15 protein-coding genes are annotated in these 16,666 nt (G+C 60.3%); 9 read left to right on the top strand and 6 right to left on the bottom strand.

What is annotated here, in order from left to right:
• The first annotated feature begins 81 nt into the window (after positions 1-81).
• The gene (locus PY649_RS02650) at positions 82-1,149 is read left to right on the top strand and encodes a GGDEF domain-containing protein (RefSeq protein WP_285866547.1); all 1,068 of its coding nucleotides are present in this window, start codon (positions 82-84) and stop codon (positions 1,147-1,149) included.
• A gap of 60 nt (positions 1,150-1,209) precedes the next feature.
• Here the strand turns inward: PY649_RS02650 and PY649_RS02645 are convergent, their stop codons facing one another.
• Both PY649_RS02645 and PY649_RS02640 read right to left on the bottom strand, forming a co-directional pair.
• Positions 1,210-1,818, bottom strand: a complete 609-nt coding sequence (locus tag PY649_RS02645) for a pyridoxamine 5'-phosphate oxidase family protein (RefSeq protein ID WP_285866546.1) — start codon at positions 1,816-1,818, stop codon at positions 1,210-1,212.
• A gap of 57 nt (positions 1,819-1,875) precedes the next feature.
• Positions 1,876-2,850: an alpha/beta hydrolase gene (locus PY649_RS02640; protein ID WP_285866545.1), complete on the bottom strand. Its 975-nt coding sequence runs from the start codon at positions 2,848-2,850 to the stop codon at positions 1,876-1,878.
• Positions 2,851-2,895: 45 nt separating this feature from the next.
• Here PY649_RS02640 and PY649_RS02635 point away from each other — a divergent pair, with 45 nt between their 5' ends.
• Positions 2,896-3,381 carry a MarR family winged helix-turn-helix transcriptional regulator gene (locus PY649_RS02635; protein WP_285866544.1) on the top strand — a complete coding sequence of 162 codons (486 nt, stop codon included), beginning with the start codon at positions 2,896-2,898 and terminating at the stop codon, positions 3,379-3,381.
• Here the strand turns inward: PY649_RS02635 and PY649_RS02630 are convergent.
• Positions 3,375-4,574, bottom strand: a complete 1,200-nt coding sequence (locus PY649_RS02630; RefSeq protein ID WP_285866543.1) for a low temperature requirement protein A — start codon at positions 4,572-4,574, stop codon at positions 3,375-3,377. The two genes, PY649_RS02635 and PY649_RS02630, sit on opposite strands and share 7 nt — an antisense overlap.
• Before the next feature lie 24 nt (positions 4,575-4,598).
• Positions 4,599-4,973 (bottom strand): gamma-butyrobetaine hydroxylase family protein, encoded by a 375-nt coding sequence (locus PY649_RS02625; protein WP_285866541.1) that lies wholly within the window; start codon positions 4,971-4,973, stop codon positions 4,599-4,601.
• Between the two features lie 135 nt (positions 4,974-5,108).
• Between PY649_RS02625 and moaA the strand changes: the two genes are divergently transcribed.
• Complete coding sequence (moaA, locus tag PY649_RS02620; RefSeq protein WP_285866540.1) at positions 5,109-6,158, top strand: GTP 3',8-cyclase MoaA; 1,050 nt, start codon at positions 5,109-5,111, stop codon at positions 6,156-6,158.
• 81 nt (positions 6,159-6,239) lie between these two features.
• On the opposite strand, the gene PY649_RS02615 is transcribed toward moaA, so the two are convergent.
• On the bottom strand, positions 6,240-8,789 hold the full coding sequence (locus PY649_RS02615) for a methyl-accepting chemotaxis protein (protein WP_285866539.1): 2,550 nt from the start codon (positions 8,787-8,789) through the stop codon (positions 6,240-6,242).
• A 326-nt stretch (positions 8,790-9,115) separates the two neighbouring features.
• Here PY649_RS02615 and PY649_RS02610 point away from each other — a divergent pair, with 326 nt between their 5' ends.
• Genes PY649_RS02610 through mobB form a run of 3 tightly spaced genes read left to right on the top strand, consistent with a single transcriptional unit; the run spans position 9,116 to position 11,215 of the window.
• A complete protein-coding gene (locus PY649_RS02610) occupies positions 9,116-10,027 on the top strand; it encodes a DMT family transporter (RefSeq protein ID WP_285866538.1) in 912 nt (303 codons plus the stop codon).
• Between the two features lie 10 nt (positions 10,028-10,037).
• Positions 10,038-10,688 (top strand): molybdenum cofactor guanylyltransferase MobA, encoded by a 651-nt coding sequence (gene mobA, locus PY649_RS02605; RefSeq protein ID WP_285866537.1) that lies wholly within the window; start codon positions 10,038-10,040, stop codon positions 10,686-10,688.
• Positions 10,685-11,215 carry a molybdopterin-guanine dinucleotide biosynthesis protein B gene (gene mobB, locus PY649_RS02600; RefSeq protein ID WP_285866536.1) on the top strand — a complete coding sequence of 177 codons (531 nt, stop codon included), beginning with the start codon at positions 10,685-10,687 and terminating at the stop codon, positions 11,213-11,215. Before mobA ends, mobB begins: the two co-directional genes overlap by 4 nt.
• A 50-nt stretch (positions 11,216-11,265) precedes the next feature.
• Here mobB and PY649_RS02595 read toward each other — a convergent pair whose 3' ends face one another.
• Positions 11,266-13,731, bottom strand: a complete 2,466-nt coding sequence (locus tag PY649_RS02595) for an OmpA family protein (RefSeq protein WP_285866535.1) — start codon at positions 13,729-13,731, stop codon at positions 11,266-11,268.
• Positions 13,732-14,103: 372 nt separating this feature from the next.
• Here PY649_RS02595 and PY649_RS02590 point away from each other — a divergent pair, with 372 nt between their 5' ends.
• The 3 genes from PY649_RS02590 to PY649_RS02580 all read left to right on the top strand — a co-directional run bounded on the left by PY649_RS02590 (position 14,104) and on the right by PY649_RS02580 (position 16,634).
• Positions 14,104-14,886, top strand: a complete 783-nt coding sequence (locus PY649_RS02590; protein WP_285866534.1) for an ABC transporter substrate-binding protein — start codon at positions 14,104-14,106, stop codon at positions 14,884-14,886.
• A gap of 117 nt (positions 14,887-15,003) precedes the next feature.
• A complete protein-coding gene (locus PY649_RS02585; RefSeq protein WP_285866533.1) occupies positions 15,004-15,807 on the top strand; it encodes an ABC transporter permease in 804 nt (267 codons plus the stop codon).
• Positions 15,804-16,634 carry an ABC transporter permease gene (locus PY649_RS02580; protein ID WP_285866532.1) on the top strand — a complete coding sequence of 277 codons (831 nt, stop codon included), beginning with the start codon at positions 15,804-15,806 and terminating at the stop codon, positions 16,632-16,634. The genes PY649_RS02585 and PY649_RS02580 overlap by 4 nt, the downstream gene beginning before the upstream one ends.
• The last annotated feature ends 32 nt before the right edge of the window (positions 16,635-16,666 follow it).

Below are 16,666 nucleotides of genomic sequence, written 5' to 3'. Positions count from 1 at the left end.
TTCATTGCCTTAATCTTTTTCAAAGGATCTTAGGCTAACTAAAAATAGTGCTTTTACTAAATCATTTTATGGAGTTCGCCGATGAGTACGGTAGTTGCGCCCAAGGCGCAAGTTCCCGACGTGGCAGGACAGATTACCTATGCCATGCGATCCATGGGGGTCGCGCCGATCCCGCGCAATTATGAACTTTTCTACGAAGCCTATATTGGTTCCAACCCTGCCCTGACCCGCGAGCTCGCCGCACTCGGCAGCAACGCTACCCAAGAAGAACTGGACGCACTTGGCGCTCAGTATTTCGACCACCATGCCAGCCGCGTCTTCGATGACGCGCACGCCCGCCTGATCGCTGAACTCGACGGCGTGCTGCGCACGCTGCGACAAGAACAAACCTCGCTGGAAAGCTACAATCGGCTGCTCGGCGAAACCTGCGAACGCATCACGTCCAAGAACAACAACAGCGTCGACCTGCTACGCAGCGCCATCGACTTCCTGGCGGAAGCGACCGGCGACACCATGGCGCACGGTGAAAAAACCGTCGAGAACGTCGCCCAGCGCAGCCACGAAATGGACCAGGTCCGCAAGGAACTGGATGAATATAAGCGCATCGCCAATACCGACTCTCTGACGCGGCTCTCCAATCGCCGCGCCTTCGATGATCGACTGGCCGCCATCTTCGACAATCCGATGGCCCGGCCCGTGACGGCGCTGGTGCTGGCCGATATCGATCATTTCAAGAAGATCAACGACACATACGGTCATCCGGTCGGCGACAAGATCCTCGCCACCGTCGCCTCCCTCATCCGCGCCAATGTCCGCCGCGAGGCCTTCGTCGCCCGCACCGGCGGCGAGGAATTCGCGCTGATCCTGGAAGGCAATACCTCGGAAGAGGTCATGGCGATTTGCGAGCGCATCCGCCGCACGCTGGAAGCAACGCCGTTTAAGAACTCCCGCACTAAGGTGAATTACGGGCCGATCACCATCTCGATCGGCATCTGCATGGCCTCGGAAGCCGCGGACCCCGGTGAACTCTACAGCAAGACCGACATTGCGCTCTATTGCGCCAAGAATGCCGGACGCAACTGCAGCTATATCTATCAGGACGGCATGCAGAAAGATTTCACCAAGAGCTGGCTCATCTACAAGACCTGAAATCGCAGCCGATACTAATCCGCCGGCGCCGCCTTCCTTGGGCACGCCGGCGGATATTTGTTACCACATGCTGTTGGCGGCTCGCGCCGGCCATTCACGATCATAGGTCTCGTGATCGAAATCTCCCCTCACCGCTTTCGACAGCATACCGGGCGTCGGGAGGCTTGCCGGATCGACAAATGTCTCCGCCTTCCAGAGTTCGGCACGCATCACCGCCCTCCCGCATTGAAAATAGACCTCGTCGATGGTGATCACCACGACGCTGCGCGGATGCTTGCCCTCCATCTCGAAACTCGCCAGCAGGCTCTCTTCAATGGAGATGACGGCACGGCCGTTGACGCGCATGGTGGTGTTCGAGCCCGGGATCAGGAACATCAGTGCAATTCGGGGATCACGGACGATGTTGGCCAGCGAATCGACGCGATTGTTGCCGCGCCAATCGGGAAGCAGCAGCGTCTTGTCGTCTTGTACGCGCACGACGCCACCGATATCGCCGCGCGGTGAGCAATCCAGCCCTTCCGGACCGACCGTCGCCAGCGCCACGAAAGGCGATGCTTCGATCATCTGGCGATAAAGCGGTGTCAGCGCAGTCGTCACCTTGGCGATCGCTGCCTCGCTCGCGCCTCCATAGAGCTCATTCAATTCTTCAACGGAAGTGATGATCCGCATGTTCCCTCACGTCTTTTGGATCCAGATATCGGCGGTTAGACGCAAGGCGCGATGCGGCTATGACACGCGTCGCACCGACGTCCGACGAAACGATATCACCGATTCGCCGTTAGTTTCGAGCGCATTTTCTCGCCCTGCGGACGCCGGCGCTTCCGCCAGGAATTCGCCGATTGCCTCCAGCACGGGGGCGGCGCTGACGATGCGGCGATGGCCGAAGCCGTTCGCCCAAAAAAGACGAACATGATCGCCGGCGGCGGCGTAGGCTCGGGCATGATTGGAACTGACTTCCTTGTCGTCCTCGGCGTGAATGACAAGCACCGGCCTACCGAGGTCGCGAATGCCGCGGCTGGCGTCGTACTCTTGGAGTCTCCTGCCGGTGATACGACTAACCTCCGCCTCAAGTGCCGCCTGCGTCGCTGGATCGAGCTCCATCAGCCTGCCGAAGTCGGTAAATAGCCAAGCCATCGCGCTCGGCGCGCCGATCAGCACAAGGCTATCCGGCAGGACCGGCTCGATGCCGGGCAGAAAACCGGCCGCGGCAATGGCGATAGAAGCGCCCCCGAAGGAATGGCCAATGGTCGCATCGAATGCGCCGAATCGCTCCTTTGCCGCGGCAATGGCCAAAACGGCGAGGCGCACATTGAGAAAGCGCCCAGGCGACCGGCCATGACCCGGCAAGTCCAGCGAGATCACCTCGGCACCTGTACTCGCGAGAAAAGCGGCGAGTTCCGACATATATTCACTGCTCGAGCCCCATCCATGAACGACAAGGAAGCGCTTGCGCCGGCCCTTGGCGCCGCCGTTGAAACGATAGGTCATTGCCTGTCCGCCCTGAAAGGAGAGCATGATCTCCTCGGCGGAACTCAGACGCGCCCTACCGGCAGCAAACGCGGCCTCTGCCTTGGCGCCCGAAGGCCCACGCGACGGCGTCAGACAGAAGAGCTTGAAGGCAGCCTTGCCGGTAAGTCGCGGTGAAATGCGGCTAAGGCTGGACAACCCCAGCCGAGTGACCTTAAGCGCAAAGGATGGCATAGTGGGAATCCAATAATGTTCAATCATGAACAATAAAGTACAACGATGAACAAAAATCAATCCCTGCCCTGGGACCATCCACGCTTTCGCAGCTGGATCGCTGTTGCCCGCGCCTGCCAACTCATGCAACAGTCGCTCGGCCGGGCGCTCGTCCATCTCGACATCAAGCCGCCGCATCTCGACATTCTCGTCAATCTCTTCCGCTTCGAAGGCATTTCGCAGCGGGAGTTGGCCCGCAAGCTGCTGGTCGGTCGCTCCAACATGAGCATGCTGTTGCCTCAAATGGAAAAACGCGGCCTGATCGAACGCCGCGGCGACAAGCACGACAAGCGCGTGTTGCGGCTTTATCTGACCGAGGAAGGCCGGCGCGTCACGTTAGAGGCCATGGCCATCCAGACCGATCTGATCGACCGTATGCTCTCGGACGCACCGCTCGACGAATGTGACATTATGACGGCGCATATGGAACGCATCGTCAGCCTGTTGCTGCAGGAAGAGCGCGAACCTCTGGAAGTAGCTGAAGATCAGTGATTGCTCGGCGGCCTGGCCAACGGCACGGCGCGGGTCAGCGAGGCGAACTCCCAGATCGCCACGACGACAAGCACGGCTGTTGCAAGGATACCCAGCTGGTAGACATCGATCTGGGAGAGCGCAAGAAGCAGCAGCGCCAACCCGGCAAGGCCGGCGAGATGCGACAGCGGTGGCCGGCCGGTCGTCGCCCCTTTGAACCAGAGATTGCCGATTAGGAATACCGCCGGTCCACCAAGGATCGCTGCGCTCGCATACAGATCGGCTTGGTCGTGGGGATGCGAGAACAGAAACTCATCGCCGACGACGCTCAGGATGATGCCGGCAAGAATCGGGATATGCGCATAGGTGAAAGCTTGCCGCGCCAGGCTGCCGGGCGTCTCGTCCTGTTCGATGCGATGTGCGGCACGTTCATGGCCGAACTGGAAATAGATCCACCACATCGCGACGGTGCCAACGAAGACGGTAATAAATACCGTGACGATCAGTGGTGAGAGCGGCTGTTCGGCAAATGTTTTACCCGCCTGCAGGATCGCTTCGCCCAGACAGAGGATAATGAAGAGCGCGCAGCGCTCGGCAAGATGCGCGCCGGAAACATCCCAATCCGCCGCGGTCGACTTGCCAAACCCGGGAACAGCAAAGCCAAAGGCGGGAGCAGCATATTCGATGGCCAGTGCGGCCAGCCATAGCGATACGCGTGTCTCGCCTTCCATCACAGCGCCGGCGATCCAGAAGATGCCAGACAATACCAGCCAGCAGGTGATGCGAATGAAATTGCGATGATTGCCGGGGCTGACATCCTTGAGAGCATAGACCGTGAATAACGAACGACCAACCTGCATGAACACATAGGCGCCAGCAAAGAAAATAGCTTTCTCGGCAAACGCACCAGGAATCGACGCTGAGAGAACGAGTCCGGCAAACATCAGGACGAAAAGCATAATACGCACTGGCATACGGTCGGGATCGAGCCAGTTCGTTACCCAGGCGGTGAAAATCCAGACCCACCAGACGGCAAAAATCAACATGCAGGCTTCGAGCGCGCCGAGGGGCGTGAAATGATCGGCGAGCGCATGCGAAAGCTGCGAGATCGAGAAGACGAAAACGAGGTCGAAAAACAATTCGACAAAAGAGACCCTGCTTTCGCTTTTGCTGCCTTTGGCGCGCAGCCAGCTTCCCGGATACCCGCCTGCCATGCCTGTCCCCCTGTGCTGAAAACGCTAATGCGGTTTGCCTGCGACGTCGCGGCTCAAGCCCTTTTCTTTCAGTTCAGCCTCATAGGCCGCGAAAAGCTCCGGACCCTTCTCGCCGAGTTCACGCAGATAGGCCCAGGTGAAAATGCCGGTATCGTGCATGTCGTCAAAGCCGATGCGCACCGCGTAGTTGCCGGTGGGCGTCATCGACATGATCCCGACATTGCGTTTGCCCGGCACGGTGATCTTCTGCCCCGGTCCGTGCCCCTGCACCTCCGCTGATGGCGAGAGGACGCGCAACATTTCCGCCGATAGATCGAATTTCGCGCCGTCGCTGAAGCTCACCACCAGATGATGGCGGTCCTTCGATACTCTCAATTCAGTTGGCCAGACGTCGCTCATCGATTTCCCCATGCGTTTCAATGCGTATCCGGAGAAGTAGGCCGCGACCCTTTCACGCGCAAGTGCCTTCGAAAATGCATTTCCCTTGACGCAACAATCGCCTATGCACACATTAACATGACAACGGAGGTTTTCGTGAACAGCATTGTCGGCACGATAGGCAACGGATCGCCGCTGGTGGCGGATACATCACCGATGATCGACCCTTTCGGGCGCGCGGTCACGTATTTGCGCGTCTCCGTGACCGATCGCTGCGATTTCCGCTGCACCTATTGCATGGCGGAACATATGACGTTCCTGCCGAAGAAGGATCTGCTGACGCTGGAAGAGCTGAACCGGATCTGTTCCGCCTTCATTGCCAAAGGCGTCCGCAAGATTCGCCTGACCGGCGGGGAGCCGCTGGTGCGCAAGAACATCATGTTTCTGGTGCGCGAGCTCGGCAAGCGCGTTCAAAACGGCGACCTCCACGAGCTGACGCTGACCACCAATGGCTCGCAGCTCTCCCGCTATGCCGAAGAACTCTATGATTGCGGCGTGCGCCGCATCAACGTCTCGCTCGACACGCTCGATCCCGATAAATTCCACGCCATCACCCGCTGGGGCGATTTCTCCAAAGTGATGGAAGGTATCGACGCTGCGCAGACGGCCGGCCTGAAAATCAAGCTTAATGCCGTGGCGCTCAAGGATTTCAACGAGGCCGAGATACCGGAACTGCTGCGCTTTGCACATGGCCGCGGCATGGATTTGACGGTCATCGAAACGATGCCGATGGGCGAGGTCGAAGAAGATCGCACCGATCGCTACCTGCCACTCTCCAAATTGCGCGCTGATCTAGAACAACAATTCACGCTGAACGACATCCCCTACAAGACCGGCGGTCCAGCCCGTTATGTCGAAGTCGCCGAAACCGCCGGTCGTCTCGGCTTCATCACGCCGCTCACCCATAATTTCTGCGAGAGCTGTAACCGCGTGCGCCTGACCTGCACCGGCACGCTTTATATGTGCCTCGGCCAGAACGACGCCGCCGACCTGCGCACGGCGCTGCGCGCCAGTGAAGACGACGCGCTCGTCTACGCCGCCATCGACGAGGCCATTACCCGCAAGCCGAAGGGCCACGATTTCATCATCGACCGCACCCATAACAGGCCGGCTGTTGCACGACACATGAGCGTCACGGGCGGCTGATTTCGGCCGAAATCACGACAAAAACGCCAGGCGACAAGCCCGGCGTTCCAATTATTTGTCACAGCTATCTAAAGTAATGCCTTAGGCAGCGCGGTACCGGTCCATGCCGTCGCCGTAGGACTCGTATGTTTCGTCGCTATCGCCCGTGCGGAAACGGTCGATCTTGTCGGAGAGCATGTCGACGCGTTGGCGCAGACCATGGATTTCGGCGTTGTTTTCTTCGACCATCGCCGCATTCCTCTGCGTGATCAGCTCGACTTCGCCGACAGCTCGCGTCACCTCCTCGATGCCGGTCGACTGCTCGGTCGTTGCGGCGGAAATGTCGGCAACCAGCTTCTGGACGCCAGTCACGTGCGCGATGATCTCGGTCAGCGCCGCGCCGGTCTGCTCGACCAGATAGACGCCATTCTGCACCTGCGCGGAACTTGCCGAAATCAGGCCCTTGATCTCCTTGGCCGCATTGGCGCAGCGTTGTGCCAGTTCGCGCACCTCTTGCGCGACAACCGCAAAACCACGACCGGCCTCGCCGGCGCGAGCCGCTTCGACGCCGGCATTCAGCGCGAGCAAGTTGGTCTGGAAGGCGATTTCGTCGATGACGCCGATGATGGTGGCGATCTTTTCCGACGAGCGGTTGATCTCGCTCATGGCGCCGACGGCCTTGGCGACGACTTCGCCGGATTGGGTCGCATAGGCCTGGGTCTCGTTGACCGAGACGGCCGTCTGTTTCGCGCGGTCAGCCGTGGAGCGCACGACGTCGCTCAAGCGATGCAGCGCCCGTGAGCTTTCCTCGAGGGCCGCGGCCTGCTGTTCGGTGCGGCGCGCAAGATCGTCGGCAGACGTGGCGAGATTGCCGGTACCGCCCTTGATCTCCTCGGCCGTGTGGCGGACATCCGTCAAGGTCTCGCGCAAGGCTTCGACAGCGTGATTGTAGGTGAATGCCATTTCGACGAAATCGGCGGAGAGGTCTTCGCGCATGCCCTCTTCCAGATTGCCGTCGGCAAGCTTGGCCAGAACGTCAGCCAGCGCATTCAGCGCCTGCTTCTGCTCCGCTTCGATACGGGCGCGATCGGCCGCGCGGCGCGCAGCCTCCTCGGCCGACAGAGCGCGAGCACTCTCGGCCTCCCGCTCCAGCCGCACGTTCTCCAAGGCAGCATCCCGGAAGACGGTGACGGAGCGCACCATGTCACCGATCTCGTCGCCGCGATTACGGCCGTCGATCGCCACTTCCAGATCACCGCTTGCGAGCCGCGTCATGATCTCGGTAACCCGCTTCAACGGCCCGCGCAGCGTTTCCACCAGCATCAGACCGCCGACAATGGCAAGCAGCGTACCGAGGATCATGGCAATGACGGAGACATTGGCGGAGCGCTCGCTGTCTTCCTTGCCGATCTCCTGTGCCTGCGCAACGAAGCTGCGAAGCGACGTCATGGCATCCGCAAGCAGGCTATTGGAATCGACACGCGTCTTTTTCCAGTCGGCCGCAGTCTGCAGCAGATCCGCCGAGCCCTTGGTTAGGTTGTCGATCAAAGGCTGAGTATGGGCGCCAAAGTCGCGCATTGTGGCATTGGTCTGGCCGAGCGCCGAAATCTTCGCACCAACGCCCTGCAGGTCCTTCAAATCCGCGATAACCGCATCACGCGACGCGGCGTCACGGACATTCTCCATACGTGATGCGTGCAGCGTCAGGCGATCGGTAATGCCGAGCGCTTCATCGACGTGATCCAACAGCTCCTTCTGGCCGTCGATGATCTTGTCGAGGCTGACGAAGCGATCGGCGGCAGTGTCGCTGTTTTTGGCCGACTGCAGGGTCATGTCCCCTTCGATCTTCACGAAGCTCTGCAGGATGGGCCCCATGGCCTCGACCTTCTGGTCGGACGTGCCACTGCCCTTGAGGACGGCATCGAGCTTATCGGCCGCCTCGGCCGCGCTGTTGACCAGCCCGGCGCCGCGCTTGGAGACCAGGGCTTTCGAGGTCGCGACCTGTTTCAGGATAGCATCGGTGTAGGTCCGCGCATCGGAGATTTCCTCGTCGGAATCGGCTGCCATCTGCACCTGGATGCGCAGGTTGCTCATCTTCTCCGACAGGCCCTTATAGGCGGCGGCATCGTAAAGCAGTTCCTTCGCAAAGGTCTCCTTGTCGCTGAAGTCCTTGCGGATGATATCGATCTGCTTGCCGGTCGCCTTCGCGCCGGCTTCAACGGCCAGCACCGCCTTCTGGATCGAATCGACATCGCTGTCCTGCTTTTGCTTGATATTCCAGAGGGTGGCCGTCTGAGCGTGCATCTTGCCGGCCAGGTCGCTGACCCCGGCGATCTTGGCGCGCTGATCAGCGCTGAGCAGGCCGCTCAGACGCTGGACGCCGGCTGCCTGTGCATCGATCTTGCCGGCCAGCGCATCGCGCGTCTCTTCGGACGGCGATGTGGTGAACTCCTGCAGAGCGGCCTGCAAATTCTCGAAATCGCTGATGTTTTCGATCGTTGCCCGCGTCACGGTCATGTGGCCGTTGAGGATATTGGCCGTGTGGTAGCCGACCAGGCCGACGCCGGCGATCAGCACCACCAGCGGCACGACGAAGATCAGAACCTTTGTCACTATCCGGCGACTTTGCAGAAGACGATCAATGAAGAACATGCCACGCCCCAATCAAACTGGTATCCGGCGAAGGCGGGACAGTCATTCCTGCTGCGCTGCGGTATGTGCTTCTGCCTCATGCAAAACCGCGGGAAAGCCTCGGGAAATAAGATTGAATAAGAATTAATCGCAGACACAAAAGGTTGCATCGCCCTCGAAAAATCAGCAATTCTGTCCCAATCCGCGATTTCGGCGCGAGTTTCGCGCCCTCAGCTCACACATTCATTGCGGCGCAAAACCGAATTTGACCGGCGCTACACCACCAATGATTCCAATTTACCGAAAAGCACAGTAGATCGAGCTGATATATCTAGGGAATCGCTTTTATGCCGCGGACGAAGAATACGCAGGGTGCGCTCTACATGGCCGCAGCAATGGCCGGTTTCTCCTGCAGCGATGCATTGTCCAAATCGGTCATCGTCGTGATGAACGCTGGCCAGATCATGTTTCTACGCGGCCTCCTTACCAGCATCTTCGTCTATCTGCTTGCCCGGCATATGGGCGCCTTGCGCTCCTGGAAAGTCATCCTGCAGCCGATGATCGCGCTGCGCGTCGTCTGCGAAGCGATTGCCGCGGCAACCTATATCACCGCGCTCGGCATGATGCCGATCGCCAACGCCTCCGCCATTCTCCAGGCTCTGCCGCTCGCCGTGACCCTTGGCGCGGCCCTGTTCCTGAAAGAGCCGGTCGGCTGGCGGCGCTGGACGGCAATCGTCGTCGGCTTTGTAGGCGTCCTCATCATCATCCGCCCCGGCCCCGATGGTTTTACCACGGCGGCCCTTCTGGTCGTGGCCAGCATGTTCGCCACTGCCGCTCGCGATCTGGCGACGCGCTGCGTCAGCAAGGATGTGTCGTCGCTTATGGTCACGGTGTGCACCGCGATCTCGATCTCCGTCTTCGGCGCCCTGTCGATCGTCCCGCTCGGCGGCTGGCAGCCGGTCAGCCTCACCTCATTCTCACACATCCTGCTCGCATCGATCCTCGTGCTCGTCGGCTATCAATCGGTGATCCAGGCGATGCGCACCGGCGAAATCTCCTTCGTCGCGCCATTCCGTTATCTGAGCCTCATCTGGTCGGCGTTGCTAGGCTTGCTGTTTTTCGGCGAGATGCCGGATGCCTGGACCATGATCGGCTCCGCCATTGTCATCGCCTCCGGTCTCTATACATTCTACCGCGAGAGCAAACGGCAAGCGGCCGAGCATGTCGCCCAGGAATCAGAGCCGCGTGTGCCCGCCTGAGGTCGCCAGCATGCCCGGCTTCATCACCGATCCCGCCGATGTCCCGCCCTATCTGCTCGCCGGCGGCCGCTCCAGCCGTATGGGCACGAACAAGGCGTTTGTCCTGCTCGGCGGAGAAAGACTTCTGAGGCGCATTGCAGCCCGCATCGGACAACAGCAGAAGATGCCGGTCGCCCTGAATGCGGATACAGATTGGCCGGATACGATAGGGCTTCGGCTGGTTCCCGACGTGACTTCCGGCAAGCTAGGGCCGCTGGCCGGCGTGCTCACCGCAATGCGCGATGCAATGGTGAAGCACCCGCATGCATCCCATATCGTCACCGTGCCGGTCGACAGTCCGTTTTTCCCCATCGATCTGGTCGCCCGGCTGGCTCAAGCGATCGCAGGCCGAGACGAAATCGCGATTGCCGCGTCGCTCGGTCGCGATCATCCGGTGTTCGGCCTCTGGCCCGTTACCATCGCCGACGACCTCGAGACCTGGCTTCTCAAGGACGACAAGCGGCGCGTCCGGGATTTTCTCGCACGCCATACGGTCCGAACGATCGACTTTGCTGCGATCCAAACGCCGATCTGGCCCCTCGATCCCTTCTTCAACATCAACACGCCAGACGACCTGATTGCCGCGGAGACATGGCTCGCGGCATTGGAGCAGACGCCATGACCACGAAACGACCCAAAATCTTCGGCATCGCCGGCTGGAAGAATTCCGGCAAGACCGGGCTTGCGGTGCGGCTCGTCACCGAATTCACCCGTCGCGGCTACAAGATTTCGACCATCAAGCATGCGCACCATGACTTCGACATCGACAAGGTCGGAGCCGACAGTTTTCGCCATCGCGAAGCCGGAGCGCATGAAGTCACCATAGTCTCGGGCACGCGCTACGCCATCATGCACGAACTGCGCGACGAGCCGGAACCGAGCTTCGAGGAAATCCTTGCGCGGCTCGCCCCGTGCGATCTCATCCTGATTGAAGGCTACAAGCGCGAACCGATCCCGAAAATCGAAGCCCGCCGCCTCGAGGCTGCCAACCGGGTGCCGTTGGCGCCGCAAGATCCGCACATCGTCGCCATTGCCGCCGACCATCCGGTGGAGGATGCCGGCGCACTGCCCATCTTTGATCTCAACGATACCTTGGCGATCGCCGATTTCATTGCCGCTACAGTTGGCCTTGGCAAACCGGTCAAATGAGAAAGGCCGCCGGTTTCCCGACGGCCTCACACGTTTGAGACACGAAGAACTTACTGGGTCGAAGCGACCGGGCGCACCAGCGCCGTAACACGGCGGATGGTAACGCGGCGGTTTTCCTGCTCCGGCCCCTGCGTGTTTACCTTCAGATATTGCTCGCCGTATCCCTGGGTCACCAGGTTTTCTGGCGGAATGCCGTAGACATCCGTGAGCACGTTGGCGACGGATTCGGCACGCTGATCCGAAAGAACCAGGTTGCTTTCCGGAGTACCAACGGCATCCGTATGGCCCTCGATCAGGAAGGTCTCGGTCGGGTCCTTCTTGACGATCTTGCTCATGGCGTCCGCAACGCCGCGCAGCGTGCTCGCCTGCGACATCGGAATTTCCGCACTGCCGGTCGCAAAGGTGATCGTATCGAGGTCGATACGGCGCACCTTGTCGCGGATGCGGGCGGAATAACGCACTTCGTTCAGCGAATAGACCCGCTCGACCGGCTCGACCGGCGGTTCGCGCAGGAAGTCGTAGTAATCGGCCTCGCGATCCGTGCCGGTGTCGACGATGTACTGGTTCACCGGGATGCGCAGGCGCATCGGCGGCAACTCGTCGCCGGGATCGCGGAAATAATCATCATGGTCCGGCTGATCCTCCAATTCCGGCGAATAGAACAGCACATATTCGCGTCCACGCGCATCGATGCGCGAGCGCTGAATGACGTCGCCATAGCGGTTACGCACGGTGATGATGCGATCGCCATCCGGACGATCGATGGTTTCACGGTAGCGATCGCGCGGAAGCTGCTCATAGATCGGACGTTCGCCGTCGCGGACGAAGCGCTCGCTGTCGTCATGACGGACGACGTAGGTGTTGTCGATATTCAGGATGACGCGACCGCCCTGATTGCCACTGCCGTTCGGCTGGACTGCGACGCCTTCGGGTGGCGCGAAATCCGGCCGGCGGTCGAGCCGTCGGCCCTGCTCGCTGGTTATGGCTTCCATCCTTGGAGGCTGTTGCTGCTGGCCGCCGAGCGCGCGTTGCGCTTCGGCATCGGACGTCGGTGGCTTGCTGTAGGCGGGCTGCGGTTGCGGCTGGGCGCTCTGGCCTTGCACGGCCTGCCTCTGCATGACCTGTCCTTGTCCAGTCTGTGTCTGGCCCGACTGGCCGCCGGGAGCTTGGCCACCCTGACGAAGGCCGCGTCGAGCCGTATCCTTGTCGCTATCAAGCACGGCAGCGCCATTCTGCACCGGCAGAATAACGGTCTCATTGCTGGCCGCCGGATTTTCGGCGACTTTCTTCCGGCGCTCCAATTCCTGCAGCGAAACCTGCCCGCCAGCAACGGGCGCGGCCGTCTGGGCGCCCTGCTGCACAGCGCCATTAGCGGGTGCCTGTGTCGCATTGCCCTGCGCCGGCGCGGCGGTTCCTACATTCGGCTGCTGTTGTTTGCCCATCTGCGGAGCCGCCTGGTTCTGCGGCTGAGCCTGCTGACCCAGGCTCTTCTGAACCGGCTGCTGTCCTGGATTGGCTGCAGGCTGTTGCCCGCCCTGCTGTTCATTCGGCAACAGCTTGGGTTTCTGTCCCTGCGGCTTGCCAGGCTCGGCCTGCTGCGTTGCCGGCGCCTGTTGTTGAGCTGGCGCAGTCTGCTGCTCCGCCGGTTGCTGTGCCGGTGCCGCCTGCTGCTTCTGGTGCGTCTTCAGTTCGGGCTGGGCTGGAGTCCCAGGCTGAGCCTGCTGCGTCTGAGGTTGTTGCACGGCCGGCGCCGGCTGTTGAGCCGGGGCAGCCTGCTGTTCAGCCGGTTGCTGGGTCGGTGCTGCCGGTTGGCCCTGCTTCTGGTGTTTCTTCAGTTCAGGCTGGGCCGGAGCCTCGGGCTGAGCCTGCTGGCTCTGAGACTGTTGCGTAGCCGGCGCCTGTTGCTGCGCGGGCGCGGCCTGCTGTTCCGCCGGCTGCTGCTTCTGATGCTTCTTCAGCTCGGGCTGCGCCGGCGGCTGCACTTCCGGGGCTGCTTGTTGCTGAGCGGCCTTCGTCTGCGGTGCTGCCTCCGGCTGCGGTGCTGGCTGTTGGGCGGCGTCCTGCTTGTGCTTCTTTTGCTCTGGTTGAGCCTGCTGGGTCTCCGGCGCCGCCTGCGGCTGCAGCGCCTTGGGCTGCTGTGTTTCCTGCTGCTTGCCCGGCTTCGGCTGTTCAGGCTGCGCTTCTGGCTGTGCGCCCTTCATCTTAGGCTGCGGCTCGGCTCCGCCCTGCTGCGCCGGCGCGGCCTCATGCTTCTGGCCCTGCGGCTCGCCCTGCTCTGCACCGCCTGGCTTCTTGTGCTTTTTCAGCTCCTCTTCGGACTGCCCGTCCAGGGCTTGCTGCGCTTGCGCAACTTCGAAACTTGCATTGCCGTTGGCGACGACCGATTTGGCGGCATCATTGCTTATTGGCGCGATGGCTTGTTCGCGCAGCGCTGTGGCAGCGGCCGGCTCGAATGCCAGTGATAAGGACAGCAGCGGAAATGCTGCACTGGCAAATAGTCTGGATCGCTTTCCCATAGGTAAAGTCTCCTTTTCTTATCGTTATCCGCCGGATCACGGACCTCAGCCCTCGGAGCTGATGCCGCGCAATGCCGGCCGATTTTCGGTGCCGTTAGGGCCGAATCGCGGCAAGCAGCGATATCTTCAGAAAGGATTAGCCAAGCTGAATTAACCCTGCCTGAACGCGCCAGACGGTTGCCATTCAGGTTTGCGGGTTAATGCGAGCCGCTCGGGCCACTGCGTGCGGCGCAAATATGCCTTCGTAATTCCAGTTGCAATTTCCGAAAAAAAAGTACGATTATCTCAGCCAAGCGGGCCACTCACCCGCTCCATTCCGGCCGGCCGCCAATCAAGAACAACAGCCGCCGGCTGCCAACAGAGAGGATAAAAATGCGCATCTCCACTCGTCTTTTTGCCGCTGCGTCGCTCGCAGCGATGTCGCTCTTCGCCGGCGGCGCGCTGGCTGCTGGCGATACGATCGTCATCGGCACCGACGCCACCTATCCGCCATTCGAATCGCTCGACGCCGCCGGCAAGTTCGTCGGCTTCGACATCGATATCGCCAATGCGCTTTGCGATCAGATGAAGGTCAAGTGCACCTTCGTGAACCAGGATTTCGACGGCATCATTCCGGCCCTGCAGGCCAAGAAATTCGATGCCATCGTCTCGTCCATGTCGATCACGCCGGAGCGTGAAAAGACCATCGACTTCACCAACAAGTACTACAACACCCCGCCGGCCATTGCCGTGCCGAAGGATTCGACGGTGACCGAAGCGACCGATGCGGCCCTGAAGGGCAAGACCATCGGCGCGCAGTCTTCGACGACGCACGCAAACTACGCCACCGCGCATCTGAAGGATGCCGAGCTGAAGCTCTATCCGTCGCCGGACGAATACAAGCTCGACCTCGCCAACGGTCGTATTGATGCCGTCATCGACGACGTCGTGGTTCTCTCCGAATGGGTCAAGTCCGATGCCGGCAATTGCTGCAAGATGCTCGGCACGCTGAAGATCGATCCGGAAATCAACGGTGTCGGCGCCGGCATCGGCCTTCGCAAGGGTGACACCGCGCTGAAGGACAAGTTCAACGCTGCGATCGCTGCGATTCGCGCTGACGGCACCTACAAGAAGATCCAGAACAAGTATTTCGACTTCGACGTCTACGGCGAGTGATCGCCGTCGATTCCTTGGGAAAAGACGACGGCGGAAGCTTGCTCTTCCGCCGTTTTTGTTTGACAAAGTATATAAGAACAAGAGAAACGCAGCAGAAGCTGCGAGGGGAAATATGGTATGGGCGGATTGTTTTCCGCGATTGGTTCCTTATGGGTCTGGCTCGAAACCGTCTTCGATCCACTGTGTGGCCCGGCCGGGCTCTTCACCCTGTTCGGCCAGAACACCGTCATGGCCTGCGGCGATACCGGTTGGGGCGACGAGATCGCCGGCGGCCTGAAAATCACCATCACAATCGCTGTCCTGACATTACCGCTCGGTTTGGTCGTCGGTTTTCTGGTGGCGCTGGCGCAGCAATCGGAGGAGCAGTCGTTGCGGCTCGCCGCCGGCGTGTTCACCACCATCTTTCGCGGCCTGCCGGAACTCCTGACCCTGTTCATCATCTATTACGGCATACAGATCCTGCTGCAGACAGCCCTTGCATACGTGGGCTACACCGGACAAGTCGAGATCAATGCTTTTGTCGCCGGTATGATCGCCCTTTCGATCGTCTTTTCCGCCTATTGTTCGGAAGTTTTGCTGTCAGCCTTCAGGGCGATTCCCAAGGGGCAATATGAAGCAGGCGATGCCCTCGGCTTTCACCGCGCCCGCACCATGCGCCTGATCATCCTGCCGCAGTTGATCCGCATTTCACTCCCCAATCTCGGGAATCTCTGGATGAACCTGCTGAAGGACACGTCCTACGTTTCCGTCATCGGGCTTGCCGACATCATCCGCCAGACGGGCCTTGCCGTGCGGGCGACCAAGGACCCGTTCCGCTTCTATCTGGTGGCCTGCGCCCTCTATCTGGTGCTCGCCATCATTTCCTCGGCTGGTTTGTCTTACCTTGAACGCTGGGCCAAACGTGCGGAGTTTCGCCGATGAGCTACGCTGAAGCTTTGATACCGGCGCAACCGGCACCGCCAGAGGCAATGAAGGGTGTCTCGAAAGCCCGCATTGCCGGTTATTTCTTCCTGGCACTGTGGGCACTGCTCGGCATCGCGCTGATCGCGATGATGATCACCAACTGGGACAACGAAAAATTCTTCCGGTTCGGCCCCCGCCTGCTGCATGGTCTTTGGATCACGGTGAAGCTGGTCGGGCTTTCTTTCATTCTCGGCGCGATACTCTCGATTCCGCTCGCTTTCGCCAGGATGTCGACGAACAAGATCTTGAGGAGCCTGACCTATGGCTACGTCTATCTGTTCCGTGGCACGCCGTTGCTGGCGCAGATATTCATGGTCTATTACGGCTTTCCTCAGGCGCGCGGCTTCTTTGAGACTATCGGTCTCTGGTGGTTTTTCCGCGATCCTTTCTACTGCGGATTGTTTGCGATAACACTGAACACGGCCGCCTATCAGGCCGAGATTGTTCGCGGCGCCATTCAGAGCGTCCATCGCGGCCAAAGCGAGGCTGCAGCTTCTCTCGGCCTTCACAAGCTCGTCACCTTCTACAAGGTCATCTTGCCGCAGGCGTTGATCGTGGCGTTGCGCCCCTACGGCAACGAGATCATCCTCTTGATCAAGAGCTCGGCGACCGTTTCGATCATCACTGTCTACGACCTTATGGGCGAGACGCGCTATGCCTTCTCGCAGACCTACGACTACCAAACCTATCTCTGGGCAGCGATTTTCTACCTGTCCATCGTCGAGATCATGCGCAACGGCTGGGCGCGCATGGAAGCCTATCTGACGCGCCATCTGAGACGCTGATCTTCACCTGGACGGCGTCTCCTTTCGCCGTC

Source organism: Rhizobium mayense (assembly GCF_030272705.1).
Taxonomy (GTDB): Bacteria; Pseudomonadota; Alphaproteobacteria; order Rhizobiales; family Rhizobiaceae; genus Rhizobium; species Rhizobium mayense.
Note: the sequence above shows the minus strand (reverse complement) of the source record. Positions and strands in the feature narration are given on the sequence as shown.

Coding starts and splice junctions, on each gene's coding strand:
- mobA (WP_285866537.1), top strand. CDS start 10,038: ATGCCCGGCTTCATCACCGATCCCGCCGATGTCCCGCCCTATCTGCTC.
- PY649_RS02635 (WP_285866544.1), top strand. CDS start 2,896: ATGAACAAAAATCAATCCCTGCCCTGGGACCATCCACGCTTTCGCAGC.
- mobB (WP_285866536.1), top strand. CDS start 10,685: ATGACCACGAAACGACCCAAAATCTTCGGCATCGCCGGCTGGAAGAAT.
- PY649_RS02610 (WP_285866538.1), top strand. CDS start 9,116: ATGCCGCGGACGAAGAATACGCAGGGTGCGCTCTACATGGCCGCAGCA.
- PY649_RS02630 (WP_285866543.1), bottom strand. CDS start 4,574: ATGGCAGGCGGGTATCCGGGAAGCTGGCTGCGCGCCAAAGGCAGCAAA.
- PY649_RS02640 (WP_285866545.1), bottom strand. CDS start 2,850: ATGCCATCCTTTGCGCTTAAGGTCACTCGGCTGGGGTTGTCCAGCCTT.
- PY649_RS02580 (WP_285866532.1), top strand. CDS start 15,804: ATGAGCTACGCTGAAGCTTTGATACCGGCGCAACCGGCACCGCCAGAG.
- PY649_RS02595 (WP_285866535.1), bottom strand. CDS start 13,731: ATGGGAAAGCGATCCAGACTATTTGCCAGTGCAGCATTTCCGCTGCTG.
- PY649_RS02645 (WP_285866546.1), bottom strand. CDS start 1,818: ATGCGGATCATCACTTCCGTTGAAGAATTGAATGAGCTCTATGGAGGC.
- PY649_RS02615 (WP_285866539.1), bottom strand. CDS start 8,789: ATGTTCTTCATTGATCGTCTTCTGCAAAGTCGCCGGATAGTGACAAAG.
- PY649_RS02590 (WP_285866534.1), top strand. CDS start 14,104: ATGCGCATCTCCACTCGTCTTTTTGCCGCTGCGTCGCTCGCAGCGATG.
- PY649_RS02585 (WP_285866533.1), top strand. CDS start 15,004: ATGGGCGGATTGTTTTCCGCGATTGGTTCCTTATGGGTCTGGCTCGAA.
- PY649_RS02650 (WP_285866547.1), top strand. CDS start 82: ATGAGTACGGTAGTTGCGCCCAAGGCGCAAGTTCCCGACGTGGCAGGA.
- PY649_RS02625 (WP_285866541.1), bottom strand. CDS start 4,973: ATGAGCGACGTCTGGCCAACTGAATTGAGAGTATCGAAGGACCGCCAT.